Annotated in this window: 11 protein-coding genes; 5 read left to right on the top strand and 6 right to left on the bottom strand. The window is 74.2% G+C overall.

The features are described 5' to 3' along the window. The first annotated feature begins 11 nt into the window (after positions 1-11). Complete coding sequence (locus tag SM450_RS25150) at positions 12-1,595, top strand: ATP-dependent DNA ligase (RefSeq protein WP_474622236.1); 1,584 nt, start codon at positions 12-14, stop codon at positions 1,593-1,595. Here the strand turns inward: SM450_RS25150 and SM450_RS25145 are convergent. Next, a complete protein-coding gene (locus SM450_RS25145; protein ID WP_474622235.1) occupies positions 1,585-2,409 on the bottom strand; it encodes an SURF1 family cytochrome oxidase biogenesis protein in 825 nt (274 codons plus the stop codon). The genes SM450_RS25150 and SM450_RS25145 overlap by 11 nt on opposite strands. 133 nt (positions 2,410-2,542) lie before the next feature. On the opposite strand from SM450_RS25145, the gene SM450_RS25140 reads away from it, so the two are divergent. Continuing rightward, complete coding sequence (locus SM450_RS25140) at positions 2,543-3,907, top strand: cobyrinate a,c-diamide synthase (RefSeq protein WP_474622234.1); 1,365 nt, start codon at positions 2,543-2,545, stop codon at positions 3,905-3,907. A 144-nt stretch (positions 3,908-4,051) separates the two neighbouring features. Here the strand turns inward: SM450_RS25140 and SM450_RS25135 are convergent, their stop codons facing one another. After that, on the bottom strand, positions 4,052-6,184 hold the full coding sequence (locus SM450_RS25135; RefSeq protein ID WP_474622233.1) for a transglycosylase domain-containing protein: 2,133 nt from the start codon (positions 6,182-6,184) through the stop codon (positions 4,052-4,054). 121 nt (positions 6,185-6,305) lie between these two features. Between SM450_RS25135 and cobC the strand changes: the two genes are divergently transcribed. From cobC to cobA, 3 genes are read left to right on the top strand one after another with little or no spacing between them, the layout of a single operon-like run. Then, the gene (cobC, locus tag SM450_RS25130; RefSeq protein WP_474622232.1) at positions 6,306-7,442 is read left to right on the top strand and encodes an Rv2231c family pyridoxal phosphate-dependent protein CobC; all 1,137 of its coding nucleotides are present in this window, start codon (positions 6,306-6,308) and stop codon (positions 7,440-7,442) included. Beyond that, entirely contained in the window at positions 7,442-8,584 is a 1,143-nt protein-coding gene (locus SM450_RS25125) for a nicotinate-nucleotide--dimethylbenzimidazole phosphoribosyltransferase (protein ID WP_474622316.1), read from the top strand. Before cobC ends, SM450_RS25125 begins: the two co-directional genes overlap by 1 nt. Continuing rightward, positions 8,581-9,816: a uroporphyrinogen-III C-methyltransferase gene (gene cobA / locus SM450_RS25120; protein ID WP_474622231.1), complete on the top strand. Its 1,236-nt coding sequence runs from the start codon at positions 8,581-8,583 to the stop codon at positions 9,814-9,816. Before SM450_RS25125 ends, cobA begins: the two co-directional genes overlap by 4 nt. 52 nt (positions 9,817-9,868) lie before the next feature. Here the strand turns inward: cobA and otsB are convergent, their stop codons facing one another. From otsB to SM450_RS25100, 4 genes are all read right to left on the bottom strand, one after another. Continuing rightward, positions 9,869-12,469, bottom strand: a complete 2,601-nt coding sequence (gene otsB / locus SM450_RS25115) for a trehalose-phosphatase (RefSeq protein ID WP_474622230.1) — start codon at positions 12,467-12,469, stop codon at positions 9,869-9,871. Continuing rightward, entirely contained in the window at positions 12,466-13,866 is a 1,401-nt protein-coding gene (locus SM450_RS25110; RefSeq protein ID WP_474622229.1) for an alpha,alpha-trehalose-phosphate synthase (UDP-forming), read from the bottom strand. Before SM450_RS25110 ends, otsB begins: the two co-directional genes overlap by 4 nt. Positions 13,867-14,009: 143 nt before the next feature. After that, the gene (locus SM450_RS25105; protein ID WP_474622228.1) at positions 14,010-14,402 is read right to left on the bottom strand and encodes a hypothetical protein; all 393 of its coding nucleotides are present in this window, start codon (positions 14,400-14,402) and stop codon (positions 14,010-14,012) included. Beyond that, positions 14,399-14,683: a hypothetical protein gene (locus SM450_RS25100; RefSeq protein WP_474622227.1), complete on the bottom strand. Its 285-nt coding sequence runs from the start codon at positions 14,681-14,683 to the stop codon at positions 14,399-14,401. The genes SM450_RS25105 and SM450_RS25100 overlap by 4 nt, the downstream gene beginning before the upstream one ends. Positions 14,684-14,761 lie beyond the last annotated feature (78 nt).

Raw genomic sequence — 14,761 nt, 5'->3', positions numbered from 1 at the left:
AGGATGTGGGCGTGCGCTTCGCGGAGTTGGCGGCCACCTCGGCCGCGGTCGGCGCCACCGGCGGCCGGCGGGCCAAGGTGGAGCTGCTGGCCGCCGCGCTGCGCGGCCTCGACCCGACCGAGATCCCGGCCGGGGCCGGCTACCTCGCCGGTGAGCTGCGCCAGCGGCAGACCGGCGTGGGCTGGGCGGGCCTGCGTGACCTGCCCCCACCGGCGGCCGTGCCGACCCTGACCGTGGGCGCGGTCGACGCGGCGATCGACGAGATCTCCCGGGTCGGCGGCGCCGGCTCGCAGGCCCGGCGGCGGGAACTCGTCGGCCGGCTCTTCGCCGCGGCGACCGCCGACGAGCAGCGCCTGCTGGCCGGCCTGTTCCGCGGCGAGCTGCGCCAGGGCGCCCAGGCCGGCCTGCTCGCCGAGGCGGTGGCGCGGGCCGCCGACGTGCCGGTCACGGCCGTCCGGCGGGCCCTGCTGCTCGCCGGTGACCTGCGGGCGGTGGCGGGCGCGGCGCTCACCGGCGGCGCCGCCGCGCTTGCCGGGTTCGGGCTCCAGGTGGGCCGCCCGCTCGCGCCGATGCTGGCCCAGAGCGCGCCAACTGTCGACGAGGCGCTCACCGCCACCGGCGCCCCGGCCGTGGTCGACGTCAAGCTCGACGGCATCCGCATCCAGGTGCACCGCTCCGGGGCGGACATTGCGGTCTTCACCCGCAGCCTCGACGAGATCACCGGCCGGCTGCCCGAGGTGGTGGCAGCCGTCCGCGCGCTGCCCGCCCGCGAGCTGGTGCTCGACGGCGAGGCGATCGGGCTGGACGCCGCCGGCCGGCCGCTGCCGTTCCAGCAGACGTCGAGCCATGCGGCGCGGCGCACCACGCCCAGCACCACCGGCCGCAGCCCGGTCGCGCCCGCCGTGCTCGCCGCCGCCGAGCGGGCCGGCGAGGCGGTGCTCACGCCGTACTTCTTCGATCTGCTGCACCTCGACGGCGCCGACCTGATCGACCTGCCCGGGCGGGAACGGTGGGCGACGCTCGCCCGCGCGGTCGACCCGGCGCTGCTTGTCGGCCGGGTGGAGGTGGCCGACGCGGCGCAGGCCGGCGCGGCGTTCGCCGCCGCGGTCGACGCCGGCCAGGAGGGCGTGGTGGTGAAGGATCCGGCCGCGCCCTACGACGCGGGGCGGCGCGGCGCGGCCTGGGTCAAGGTGAAGCCCCGGCACACGCTCGACCTGGTGGTGCTCGCGGTCGAGTGGGGCAGCGGCCGGCGTCAGGGTTGGCTGTCCAACCTGCACCTGGGTGCCCGCGACCCGGGCACCGGCGAGTTCGTCATGCTCGGCAAGACGTTCAAGGGGCTTACCGACGAGCTGTTGCGCTGGCAGACCGAGCGGTTCCTGTCGCTGGCGGTGGAGAAGGGCGACTGGGTGGTCCGGGTGCGGCCGGAGCAGGTGGTCGAGATCGCCTTCGACGGGGTGCAGGCCAGCAGCCGCTACCCGGGCGGAATGGCATTGCGTTTCGCCCGCGTGGTGCGCTATCGGGACGACAAGACCGCCGCCGAGGCGGACACCATCGACGCGGTCCGGGCGATCCACGCCGGCCGGGTCACCGGCTGAGCCTTTCCACCGGCGAAGCCGCCCGATCCACCGGTACGCGCGGGCCGTCCAGGCCGGCTCGGCGGCGGGCCTCCCGGCGCGCCACCCAGCCGTAGCCGACCAGGCTCATCACCGCGAAGATCCACCACTGCCACACGTAGCCGAAGTTCTGCCAGTTGTTGGTGTGCCCGATCGGCACCGCCTGGAAGGCCGGGTCGGCGGCCGGCGTCTGCCCGTCCAGCAGCACGTATCCGCCGGTCACCGGGTACGGCAACTGCTTCGCCAGGCGGGCGATGTCGATCCGCCGGGCCTCCAGCTTGCCGTCCCGCCGGGCGACGCCACCGCCGCCGCTCTCGCTGCCCACCACCCGGCCGGTGACTGTCACCTCGCCGGTGGGCGCCGCCGGCACCGGGGGCTGGACGGTCGCGGCGCCGCCCGGGACCGGCGGGATCCAGCCGCGGTCCACGAGCACGGCGCTGCCGTCGGCCAGGACCAACGGGGTCAGCACCTCGAAGCCGACCGTGCTGTCGACGGTCCGGCCGCGGACCAGGACGACGTTCGCGCTGTCGTAGCGGCCGGTGGCGGTGACCCGGCTCCAGGTGAGCCGGTCGGCCGGGGCGGGGCCCACGCTGCCGGGGCCGCCGGCCGGCGCGGGCAGGGCGTCACGCAGCGGCGCGGGGGTCATGGTCGCGCCGGCGTCGATCCGGTCGTTGACCGCCGTCCGGCCGTGGTAGCGGTCCAGTTGCCAGTTGCCGAGGAACACCATCACGGCGGCGGCCACAAGCGTCAGCGCCAGGTAGCCGAGCCAGCGCGGGGTCAGCAGGAACCGGTACACGTTTGCCAAGGCTACCCGTATGAGCGGGCACACTTTCGCGGCCGGGCGGGAAAGCGACGGCGGGCGGCCGTCGCGAGCCGGACCGGACGGGTATGGTCACGCGGGCGGAAATCCCCGGATCCAGGAGTCGATGATGACCGACGTGCCGCGCGTCGTGCTGAGCGCGCCCTCCTCGGGGCACGGCACCGGCGCCCTCTCCCTCGGCCTGCTCTCGGCCCTCGGTGACCGGGACCTGGCGGTGGCCGGGTTCAAGGTCGGGCCGGACCAGGTGGACGCGGCGTACCTCGGGTTGGCCGCCGGCCGGCCCGGACGCACGCTCGACCCCCGGCTGGTCGGCCCGGAGCGGATCGCCCCGCTCTTCGCGCACGGCGCGGCCGGGGCCGGGTTCGCGCTGGTCCAGGGCACCATGGGGCTCTACGACTCGGTGGCCGGCCGGCCGGAGAGCGAGTCCACCGCCGCCGTCGCCACCGCGCTGCGCAGCCCGGTGGTGCTTGTCGTGGACGTGGGCGCGATGGGCCAGTCGGTGGCCGCGCTCGTGCACGGCTTCCGGGCGTACGACGAGCAGCTCTGGCTGGGCGGCGTGATCCTCAACCGGGTGGCCTCGCCGCGACACGAGACGTTGCTTCGCGAGGCGCTTGACGACGTCGGGGTGCCGGTCTATGGCGCGCTGCGCCGGCACGAGCTGCCCCCGGTGCTGCCGGCCCGCCGGCACGGCACGGCGCCTGTGGTGCGCGGTGACGCCGAGGCCGAGCGTGGGGTGCGCCGCCTCGGTGAGGCGGTGGCCGCCACGGTCGACCTGGATCGGCTGCTGACGCTTGCCCGATCGGCCCCCGCGCTTACCGTCGAGCCCTGGTCGCCCGAGCCGGCGGAGGGGCCGGCCACGTCCGCCGAGCGGCCGGTGGTCGCGCTTGCCGGCGGCCCGGCCGGCAGCTACAGCCACCCGGAGACCGCCGAGCTGCTGCGCGCCGCCGGTGTCGAGGTGGCCACGCTCGATCCGCTGCGCGACGAGGCGCTGCCCGCCGGGACCCGTGGGCTCGTCGTCGGCGGCGGGCTTCCGGAGACGTACGCCGAGCAGCTCTCCACCAACCGTCGGCTCTGCATCGCGGTGGCGGAGCTGGCCCGCTCCGGCCGCCCGGTGGTCGCCGAGGGCGCCGGCCTGCTCTGGCTGGCCCGGGAGCTGGACGGCCAGCCGATGTGCGGGGTGCTCGACGCGGTCGGGACGGTCCGGGACGGCCTGGTGGTCGGCTACCGGGAGGCCACCTCGGTCACCGGCAGCGTGGTGGCGCCGGCGGGTGTCACGGTGACCGGGCACAAGCAGCACGCCGCCGTGCTCACCCCGCGGGCCGGTGACCGGCCGGCGTGGCAGTGGGGCGGCGGCACCCCGGAGGGCTTCGTGCGCCTCGGCGTGCACGCCTCGCAGCTCGTGCCGCACTGGGCCGCGCTCCCCGGCATCGCCCACCGCCTGGCGACCGCCGCCGCCACCCCCACCCCAGCCTGACCACCCCACCCCCGCCCGGCCGCCCCCGCCCCGGCCGGCCTGATCGGCCGGCCGGCGAAGTCGATCAAGGAGTTCGCGTCGGGGATCCCGGACGCAAACTCCTTGATCAACTGACCCGGGCGCACCCCCGGGCAGACCCAGGGTTCAGCCGACGATCTGGTCGGAGGGCGGGGTGAACTGGCGGGTGGGCTGGCCCTTCAGGGCGTCGCGAAGCGTCTGCGCCACCGCGTTCACCGGGATCTGGGACTGGCCGTCGCCCACCGCGTTGAACGGGTTGTCCGGATCGGCGATGAAGCTCGCCGCGGCCAGCTCCGGCGTGTAGCCGACGAACCACGCCGACCGCGTGCTGTCCGTGGTGCCGGTCTTGCCGGCGACCGGCCGGCCCACCGTGCCCCGGACGCTGTCCGCCGTCGACCAGCCGCCGCAGCTCCCCTTGGCCGGGGTGTCGCCGGTCGGGCAGCGCGCCGCGTCGGTGGCGGCCCGGGCCGCGTCGGCGCTCACCACCTGGCGGCACCGGGGCTTGGCCACCTCCCGCTGCACCCCGCCCGGGGTGGACCAGGTGGCCGGCGTGCCGTCCCGGTTCATGATCGCGTTGACCGGGATCGCCTCGCAGTAGCGCCCGTCGGCCGCGACTGTCGCGTACGCGTTGGCCATCTCCAGCGGGGTGGCGTCGGAGACGCCGAGCGTGAACGCGCCCCACTTCCTCGCCTTGGTCGGCGACGCCTGCTCCCGGTCCACGTCGGTGCGCCAGCGCAGCCCCAACTGCTCGGCCAGGCGCACCCCGGCGTCCGCGCCGACCTTCTCCTCCAGTTGGACGAAGTAGGTGTTCACCGACTTGCCGAAGCCGGACCACATGGTCTGCCGGCCGGTCATCGCGCCGCTGGCGTTCGACGGCGCCCAGCCGTCGTAGACCGCCGACTGGTACCGGTACGGCGAGTCGTACGCGGTGGACAGCGGCATCCCGGAGTTGAGCGCGGCGAGCATCGGGAACATCTTGAACGTCGAGCCGGCCTGGTAGCCGGGGAGCGTCCCGCCGCCGAGCAGCGGCGCCACCGTGTTCGGGTAGTTCGCCTTGACCTTCGGGCCGGCCTCCGGATTCGAGCTGTTCGGGTTCTCGGCCAGGTCGAGTGAGTAGTTCCGGTTCACCGCCATCGCCTTGATCCGCCCGGTGCCGGGCTCGGCGACCACGATCCCGTTGGCGAACGGGCTGCCGGTGTTCTCCTTGGCGCCCACGTTCCGTTCGGCCGCCGCCTGGATCTTGGGGTCGACCGCGAGCACGATCCGGTAGCCGCCGCGGCGCAGCTTGTCCATCCGTTCCAGGCGGTTCTCGCCGAACGCGGGCTGCGCGCTCCACCAGTTCTTCAGGTAGTCGCAGTAGAAGCCCCAACTCCGGTGCGCGTCGTCGATCGCGGCGCAGTCGTTCGGCGGATCGGTCAGTTTCAGCTTGATCGGCTGGGCCTTGGCCGACGCGGCGGCGTCCGGCGACAGGTATCCGAGGCGGGTCATGTTGTCCAGCACGTAGTTGCGCCGGCCGGTGGCGTCCTTCTGGTCGGAGGTGATCGGGTCGTACTCCGACGGGGACTTGACCAGCCCGGCAAGTGTGGCGGCCTCGACCGGGCTGAGCGTGGCGGGCGTCTTCGAGAAGAAGATCTGCGAGGCGGCGTAGATCCCGTACGCGCGGTGGCCGAAGTAGGCCGAGTTGAGGTAGCGCTCCAGGATCTGATCCTTGGTCAGGTGCTTCTCGATGTCGAGCGCCATGCGCATCTCCTTGACCTTGCGCAGGCTGGTCTGCTGGGTGGCCTCCTGGACCTCCTTCGGGGTGCTCGCGCTGTCCCGCAGGGCCATCCGGACGTACTGCATGGTGAGCGTGGAGGCGCCCTGGGAGACGCCGCCGGAGCGGGCGTTGGAGACGAACGCGCGGGCCACGCCCTTCGGGTCGACGCCGTGGTGCTGGTAGAAGCGGTTGTCCTCGGCGGCGACGATCGCCTGCTGGATGTTCGGCGACATGTTCTCGATCTTGGTGTACTGCCGGTACTCCTCGTAGAACATGGTCAGCACGGTCCGGCCGTCAGGCGCGTAGACGTACGAGGTCTCGGCCGGCAGGGCGGTCTTGAGGATGCTCGTCTTCTGCTGCACGGCGTGTGCGGTGGCCTTCGCGCCGATGCCGGTGGCGGCGGCCAGCGGATACATCGCGGCGGCGACGACGATGCCGGCGATCAGCCCGGCGCGAAGGAGGGGCACGGCGCGACCAGCAGAGGCAAGGGGTCGGTTGCTCACGGGGTCAAGCTATGACATTTCCGATTCGGAAATGAGAAGAATTCATAAACGGGTGGGTCGTGACGCGACGCACGCCGGGATGCGCTGTCCCGGGCGGCGGCTTCCCGGCAGGATCGCGGTCATGCCCGCAACACCGACCGGGACCGTCGCCGCGCCCGCGGCGTCCACCCAGCCCGCCGTGCCCAGCGCGCCAGCCGTGCCCAGCGCGCCCGCCGAGCCCGACCTGGGCCACCACGGGGACGCCGAGGCCACGCCCGGCCTGGTGGACCTGGCCGTCAACGTGCGCCGCGCGCCGATGCCCGACTGGCTGGCCGACCCGCTCACCGCCGCGCTCGGCGAACTGGCCGCGTACCCGGATCCGGCGCCCGCCCGCGCCGCCGTCGGTCACCGACACGGGCGACCCCCGGAAGAGGTACTCCTCACCGCCGGCGCCGCCGAGGGTTTCGTGCTGATCGCCCGCGCGCTGCGCGACGCCCGCCACCCGGTCGTGGTGCACCCGCAGTTCACCGAGCCGGAGGCCGCCCTGCGCGCCGCCGGCCACCGGGTGGACCGGGTGCTGCTCGACCCGGCCGACGGGTTCCGCCTCGACCCGGCCCGGATCCCCGCCGACGCCGACCTGGTCATGGTCGGCAACCCCACCAACCCGACCTCCGTGCTGCATCCGGCGGACACGATCGCCGCGCTGGCCCGCCCCGGCCGGGTGCTGGTGGTGGACGAGGCGTTCGCCGACACCACCGTGGCCCCCGGCGTCGACGGCGAGCCGGAGTCCCTCGCCGCCCGCCGGGACCTGCCCGGCCTCGTGGTGGTCCGCAGCCTCACCAAGACCTGGGGGCTGGCCGGGCTGCGGATCGGCTACCTGCTCGGCGACGCCGGGCTGCTGGCCCGGTTCGCCGCCGCCCAGCCGCTCTGGGCCGTCTCCACCCCGGCGCTCGCCGCCGCCACCGCCTGCGCCGCGCCGGTCGCCGTCGCGGCCGAGCGCGCGATCGCCGCCGCGATCGCCGCCGACCGCGACCACCTGGTGAGGTGCCTGTCCGCCCTGCCCGGGGTACGCGTGGCGGGCCACCCGTCAAGCGCCTTCGTCCTGATCCACGCCCCCGGCGCGGGCGCGGTGCGGGAACGGCTGCGCGAGCAGGGCTGGGCGGTACGCCGGGGCGACACGTTCCCCGGGCTCGGGCCGGACTGGCTCCGGATCGCGGTGCGCGACCCGGCCACCACCGACGCGTTCATCGAGACGTTGGCACGGATCCTGGAGGCATGATGCTGGAGCCCACCGTCGCGGCGATCCGGCCGCTCGACGAGACCGCCATGGCGGCGGCCCGCGAACTCCAGGGCCGGCTGACCAAGCCCCCCGGCTCGCTCGGCGCCCTGGAACCGCTCTCGGTGCGCCTGGCCGGGCTGGCCGGGTCGTGCCCGCCGCCACTGCCCGGGCCGGCCGCGGTGGTGATCTTCGCGGGCGACCACGGCGTGCACGCCCAGGGGGTCAGCCCGTGGCCGCAGGAGGTCACCGCCCAGATGATCGGCAACTTCCTGGCCGGCGGCGCGGTGGTCAACGCGTTCGCCCGCCAGGCCGGCGCCTCGGTAACCGTGGTGGACGTCGGCGTGGCCACCCCGGTCCCGGCGGCGCCGCCCGCCCCGCCCGCCGACCTGACCGGTCCGCCCGCCGGCCCGGCCGCGCTCCCCGCCGACCTCGTCGCCACGCCCGCCGATCCGGTCGGGCCGCGTCTGGTGGCCGCGAACGTGCGTGCCGGCACCCGGGACCTGACGGTCACCGCCGCGCTCACCCGGGACGAGGCCCGGACGGCGGTGGAGACCGGGATCCGGATCGCCGGCGAGCTTGTCGACGCCGGCGCGGGCATCCTGCTCACCGGCGACATGGGCATCGGCAACACCACCCCGGCCGCCGCGCTCGTCGCCGCGTTCACAGGCGTGGACGCGGCGGCGGCGACCGGCCGGGGCACCGGGGTGGACGACGGGACGTACGCCCGCAAGGTCGACGTGGTGCGGGCCGCGCTTGATCGGCACGCCCCCGACCCGGCCGACCCGCTCGGCGTCCTCGCGGCGGTCGGCGGGCTGGAGCACGCCGCGCTTGCCGGGCTGATCCTCGGCGCCGCCGCGCGCCGGGTGCCGGTGCTGCTCGACGGCGTGATCGCGGTAAGCGCCGCGCTCGCCGCCGCCGCGTTCGCGCCGGACGCCGTGGGCGCCATGGTGGCCGGGCACCGCAGCGCCGAGCCGGGCGCCACGGCCGGGCTGCGGCACCTCGGGCTCGACCCGCTGATCGACCTGGGCCTACGGCTCGGCGAGGGCACCGGGGCGCTACTCGCCCTGCCGGTCGTCACCGGGGCGGTCCGGGTGCTGCACGAGGTGGCCACGTTCGACGCGGCCGGGGTGGCCGAGAAGTGAGCGAGCCGAGCCCGTACCCCCTGGGGTTGCGGCTTGCCGGCCGGCGGGTGGTCGTGGTGGGCGGGGGAGCGGTGGCCACCCGGCGGGTGCCCGCGCTGCTTGATGCCGGCGCGGACGTCCTGCTGGTCTCGCCCGAGCTGACCCCGGCGCTGCGTGCCCACGCCGACGCCGGGCGGCTGCGCTGGGAGCCGCGCCGGTTCGCCGCCGGTGACCTGGACGGCGCCTGGCTGGTTCAGGTGGCGGTGGACGACCGGGCCGCCGCGGCGGCGGTGAGCGCCGCCGCGGCCGAGCGCCGGATCTTCTGTGTCCGGGCCGACGACCAGGTGGCGGCAAGCGCGTGGACGCCCGCCGTGACCCGCCACGGCCCGGTGACGGTGGCCGTCCTGGGCGGCGGCGACCCGCGCCGCGCGACGACCGTCCGCGACGCCATCCGCACCCTCCTCGGTGCAAGGCGGGGGCCCCGGTTAACGGATTCGGTAGAGGCGGGGGCCCCGCCTAACACCTCAGGTGGGCGGGTGGCGCTCGTGGGCGCCGGGCCGGGTGACCCGGAGCTGATCACCGTGAAGGGCTGGCGGCTGCTCACCGAGGCGGAGGTGGTGGTCGCCGACCGCCTCGTCCCCGGGCTGCTCCTGGACGAGCTGCGGCCGGACGTCGAGCTTGTCGACGCGTCGAAGATCCCGTACGGGCCGTCGCGCGCCCAGGAGGAGATCAACCGGATCCTGGTGGACCGCGCCCGGGCCGGCCGGGTCGTGGTCCGGCTCAAGGGCGGCGACCCGTACGTCTTCGGCCGGGGCGGCGAGGAACTGCTCGCCTGTGCCGAGGCGGGCGTGCCGGTGACCGTGGTGCCCGGGGTGACGAGCGCGATCGCGGTGCCCGGGGTGGCCGGGGTGCCGGTGACCCACCGGGCGGTGGCGCACGAGTTCACAGTGGTCTCCGGCCACGTCGCGCCGGACGCGCCGGCCTCGCTGGTCCGGTGGGAGTCGCTTGCCGGCCTGCGCGGCACCCTGGTGATCCTGATGGGTCTGAAGAACCTGGCCGCGATCGCCGCCACGCTCATCGCGCACGGCAAGCCGCCGCACACCCCGGTCGCGGTGATCCAGGAGGGCACCACGGCGGCGCAGCGCACGCTCCGCTCCACGCTCGCCGCGGTCGCCGCCGACGTCGAGGCCGCCGCGTTCCGCCCGCCGGCGATCGTGGTCGTCGGTGACGTGGTGGACGCGCTCACCAGGTGAACGCGGCGCGGCCCGGGACCGTGGTGGTCCCGGGCCGCGTGACGTGCTCGGCTCACTGCTTGAGCATGTTGTCCAACAGCAGCGCGCAGCGGATCAGGCCGAGGTGGCTGTACGCCTGCGGGTGGTTGCCCAGCCCGCGCTCGGCCAGCGGGTCGTACTGCTCGGGGAGCAGGCCGGTCGGCCCGGCCGTGTCGACCATCTGGGCGAACAGCTCCTCGGCGTCGGTGCGGCGGCCGGTGCGCAGGTACGCCTCGATCAGCCACGCCGTGCAGATGTGGAAGCCGCCCTCCCGGCCGGGCAGGCCGTCGTCCCAGTGGTAGCGGTAGACCACCGGGCCGCTGCGCAGGTCCGCCTCGATCCGGAGCACTGTGGAGAGGAAGCGCGGGTCGTCGCCGGGGAGCAGGCCGGACAGGCCGATCCAGAGCGACGAGGCGTCCATCTCGTCGTGCCCGTACGCGACGCTGTACGCCTCCACGTCCTGGTGCCAGCCGTGCTCCAGCACGTTGGCCCCGATCCGGTCGCGCAGCTCGGTCCACTCCGGCCGGTCCTCGCCGCCGTGCTGCCGCACCACGTGCAGCGCCCGGTCGACTGTCATCCAGAGCATGACCTTGGAGAACACGTGGTGCCGGGGTGGGAGGCGGGCCTCCCAGATGCCGTGGTCGGGCTCGTGCCAGCGGCGGCGTACCGCCTCGACCATGTTCTCCAGCACCCGCCACTCGTCGTCCCGGACCGAGCCGCGGGCGTCGGCCACGGCGGCGATCAGGTCGGCCACCGGGCCGAAGACGTCGAGCTGGAGCTGGTGGTTGGCGAGGTTGCCGACCCGGACCGGCCGGGAGCCGGCGTAGCCGGGAAGCGTGTCGATGACCGCCTCGGCGCCCAGCTCGAAGCCGTCCACGGTGTAGAGCGGGTGCAGCCGCTCCGGGTGCCCGCCGGTGCGTTCCACCACGCCGTCGATCCAGCGCAGCAGCCCTTCGGCCTCCTCGGTGGAGCCGAGGTCGACGAGCGACCGGGCGGTCATCGCCGCGTCCCGCAGCCAGCAGTAGCGGTAGTCCCAGTTGCGGACCCCGCCCAGTTCCTCGGGGAGCGACGTGGTGGCCGCGGCGAGGATCGAGCCGGTCGGCTCGTGGGTGAGCCCACGCAGGGTCAGCGCGCTGCGGGCGACCAGGTCCCGGGCGGTGGCGGGCAGCCGCAGCGAGGCCACCCAGTCCTTCCAGGGCTGTTCGGCGGCGGCCTGCCGTTCGTGCACCGGCACCCGGTGCGGCTCCAGGCTCTGCGTGCCGAAGCGCAGCTCCAGCACCACCTGCCCGCCGGCGGCGGAGAGGTCGACCACCGCCTTCGCGGTCTCGTACCCGGCGTCGTTTGTGACCTCCCACTCCAGGCCGGGGGAGTGCAGCGCGACCGGCTCGTTGGAGCCGAGCACGAGCAGCCCGTCGTCGAGCGGCTGGAGCTGCACCGCGACCTGGCCGAACTCGGGGCGCGGCGCGAACTCGACCCGGGCCCGGCCGGTGCCGCTGAGCACCCGGACCAGGGTCGAGTCACCGCTGACCACGGCCGGGTCGTCAGGCGTGGTCTGCCGGACGGGCAGGTCCAGCCAGTCCGTGACGGTCAGGCCGGACCAGCGGGTCTCCACGGTCATGGTGTTGCTGCGGTAGCGCTGGCCCAGTGGGATGCCGCCGCGCTCCGGGCCGACGGTGAAGTGCCCGGCCGGGCTGCCGCCGACCAGGTCGGCGAAGATGGCCGCCGAGTCCGGCTTCGGGTGGCACAGCCAGGTGATCTTGGCTTCCGGGGTGACGAGCGCGACCGTGCGCCCGTTGGCGAGCATCGAGTGCCGCTCGATCGGCACCGCCCGCTCGCCGAAGAGCCAGTGCCGCCGGGTCTCCAGCAGCAGGCCCAGCGCCCGGGCCGCCTCGATCGGCTCGGCCACCCGGTAGTCGGCCTGGGTGTCCCCGGGACCGATCTTGATGCCGACGTCCGGCCCCTGGAGGTTGCCGAACGCGTTCTCGTCTGTGACGTCGTCGCCGATGAAGAGGACCGCGCCGGCCGCGAGCTGGGTGCGGAGCTGGTCGACCGCGGTGCCCTTGTGGGTCGCCACCACCGACAGCTCGATGACCTCCTTGCCCTGGGTGACTGTGACGCCGTCCCAGGTGGCGGGGCCGTTGCGGACCGCCTCCACGGCCGCCGCGGCGACCTGCGGGTCGACCCCGCGGGTGTGTACGGCCACGCTTGCCGGCTTGCGTTCCAGGCGGACCCCGGGGTGCACGGCGGCGATGTCCCGCAGTTCCTGCCGGAGCCGGTGCCGGACCTCGATCAGCTCGGGGGTGAGGCGTTCGACGAAGCCGATGTCGAACTCCGAGCCGTGGCTGCCGACGAGGTGCACCTCGCTCGGCAGCCGGGAGAGTGTCGCCAGGTCGCGCAGCGCGCGGCCGGAGACCACCGCGACGCTTGTCTGCGGTAGCGAGGCCAGGGCGCGGATCGCGGCCACCGACTCGGGCAGCGGCACGGCCTTTGTCGGGTCCTCGACGATCGGCGCCAGTGTGCCGTCGTAGTCGCAGGCGACGAGGAGTTGGGGGATCCGGGCGATGCGGCCGATCGCGGCACGCAGTTCCGGGTCGAGCACACCACCGGGCGCGGTGGCGGCGGCGGGCGGGGTCACGCAGCCTCCGTATCGGGGACGCCGAGCTCGCTGAGGAACGACTTGGCCCAGTGGCCCACGTCGTGGCTGCGCAGATGGCGTTGCATGACGCGCATCCGGCGGCGGGCTTCGGGCTTCTCGATGTGCACGGCCCGGAGCAACGCGTCCTTCACCGCGTCCGGGTCGTGCGGATTACACAGGAACGCCTGGCGCAGCTCGGTGGCGGCGCCGGCGAACTCACTGAGCACGAGCGCGCCGCCCTGGTCGGCGCGCGATGCGACGTACTCCTTGGCCACCAGATTCATTCCGTCTCGCAGCGGGGTCACCATCATCACGTCGGCCGCGACGTACATCGCGGCCAGTTCGGAGCGACTGTACGACTGATGGAGGTAATGCACCGCCGGCACGCCGACCCGGCCGAATTCGCCATTGATCCGGCCAACCTCGCGTTCCACCTTCACCCGAAGTGCCTGGTAGTGCTCCACGCGCTCCCGACTGGGCGTAGCGACCTGCACCATAACCGCGTCCGGAACTGTCAACTTTCCGTCAGCAAGAAGTTCGCGGAAAGCCTTGAGCCGAAGCTCGATGCCCTTGGTGTAGTCGAGCCGGTCGACGCCCAGGATGATCGTCTTCGGGTTGCCCAGCTCCTCGCGGATCTGCTTGGCCCGGGCCTGGATCGCCGGGTCCTCGGCCAGCCGTTCCATCTCCCGGGTCTCGATCGAGATGGGGAACGCGCCGGCCTTCACCTGGCGGCCGTCGACCTGGATCATCTGCCCCTCGTAGCGCAGGCCGAGCAGGTGCCGGGCCAGCCGGACGAAGTTCTGCGCCGCCAGCCGCTGCTGGAAACCGACGAGGTCCGCGCCGAGCAGGCCGCGCAGGATCTCGGCCCGGAACGGCATCTGCATGAACAGCTCGATCGGCGGGAACGGGATGTGCAGGAAGAAACCGATCTTCAGGTCGGGCCGGAGCTCGCGCAGCATCGACGGGACGAGCTGGAGCTGGTAGTCCTGCACCCAGACCGTGGCGCCCTCGGCCGCCACGTCCGCCGCGGCCTCCGCGAACCGGGCGTTCACCAACCGGTACGCCTCGCGCCAGCGCCGCTTGTAGGCAGGCGTCTCCACCGCGTCGTGGTAGAGCGGCCAGATCGTCGCGTTCGACTGGCCCTCGTAGTAGCGCTCCAACTCCTCGGCGCTCAACGGCACCGGGTGCAGTCGGATGCCCTCCAGGTCGAACGGCTCGGGCGCGGCGCCGGTGCCACCGGCCCAGCCGACCCAGGTGCCCTTGTGTTCGGCGAGCACCGGGTGCAGCGCGGTCACCAGGCCGCCCGGGCTGCGCCGCCACTGCCGCCCCTCGGGTGTGCTCACCTCGTCGACCGGCAGTCGGTTGGCCACTACGACAAAGGAGCTACGGACGGTCACGATCGGCCACCTCCGGGTGCTGACGGGTCCACCGCGATGAGCGTACTGAGCGTAGCTGCGGCGTCTGATCCCCCGTGCCGGACTCCTCTACCCGCCCCGAGCCGGCCGAATCCTGTTGGTGATCTTGTCGACACCCGCGGTTCTCACAGGTCGAGGATCGGCCACTCCTTCGGCAGCACCTCAGCGAACAGCTCGCGCCGATCCGTCATGATCGGCACGATCGGATGCACGGCGGCGTCGATGGCGAGTTGGGCGAGGTCCAGCCGGCCTTCCATGCGGCGCGACCACCCACCCAGATAGCCGCACATGTCCGCCTCGACGGCCGTGACCTGAACGTGGGGAAGCGCGCTGAGCAGTTCGAGCATCTCCCACTGAGGCGGTGTTGCGCGCTGGTGCGCGCTGGCGAGACAAAGTGCGGGCACCAGGACGTGCCAGCCGCGATCCGCGGTCTCCGCGATGCGGTGACCGACGTCCAGCTCGGTGGAGGAGTAGGCGAGCAGCGCAGTGGTGTCCAACGCGAGACCGAACGCGATCACCGACGGGCCTTGGCCCGCGCTGCCAGGATCTCGGCCTGTAGGCGAGCCGCCTCGATGCGCAGCTCGGGAGTGATGCCGGCCTCCAACTGCTCCATCTCGGTGTGCGCCCGGGCAAGGCCCTCGTCGGTGAGCTTGAAGCCGGCGCCGCGGAGGATCTCCCGTGTCCGCTCCGCGGCCACGCGCCGACGCAGCGACTCCGCCACGTAGGCGGAGACGTTCGACTCCTGGGACAGGCGTTCCGCAAGATCGTCAGGCAGGCTGATGGTGATCTTTTTGGTCATACCAGAGACGCTACATTGCCTTACCAGCGTCGACCACGAGGCGCGCCGGCGGGCCGCTGGGGTGGGGTGATGTGGGCG

This window comes from Micromonospora marincola (assembly GCF_056150385.1).
Note: the sequence above shows the minus strand (reverse complement) of the source record. Positions and strands in the feature narration are given on the sequence as shown.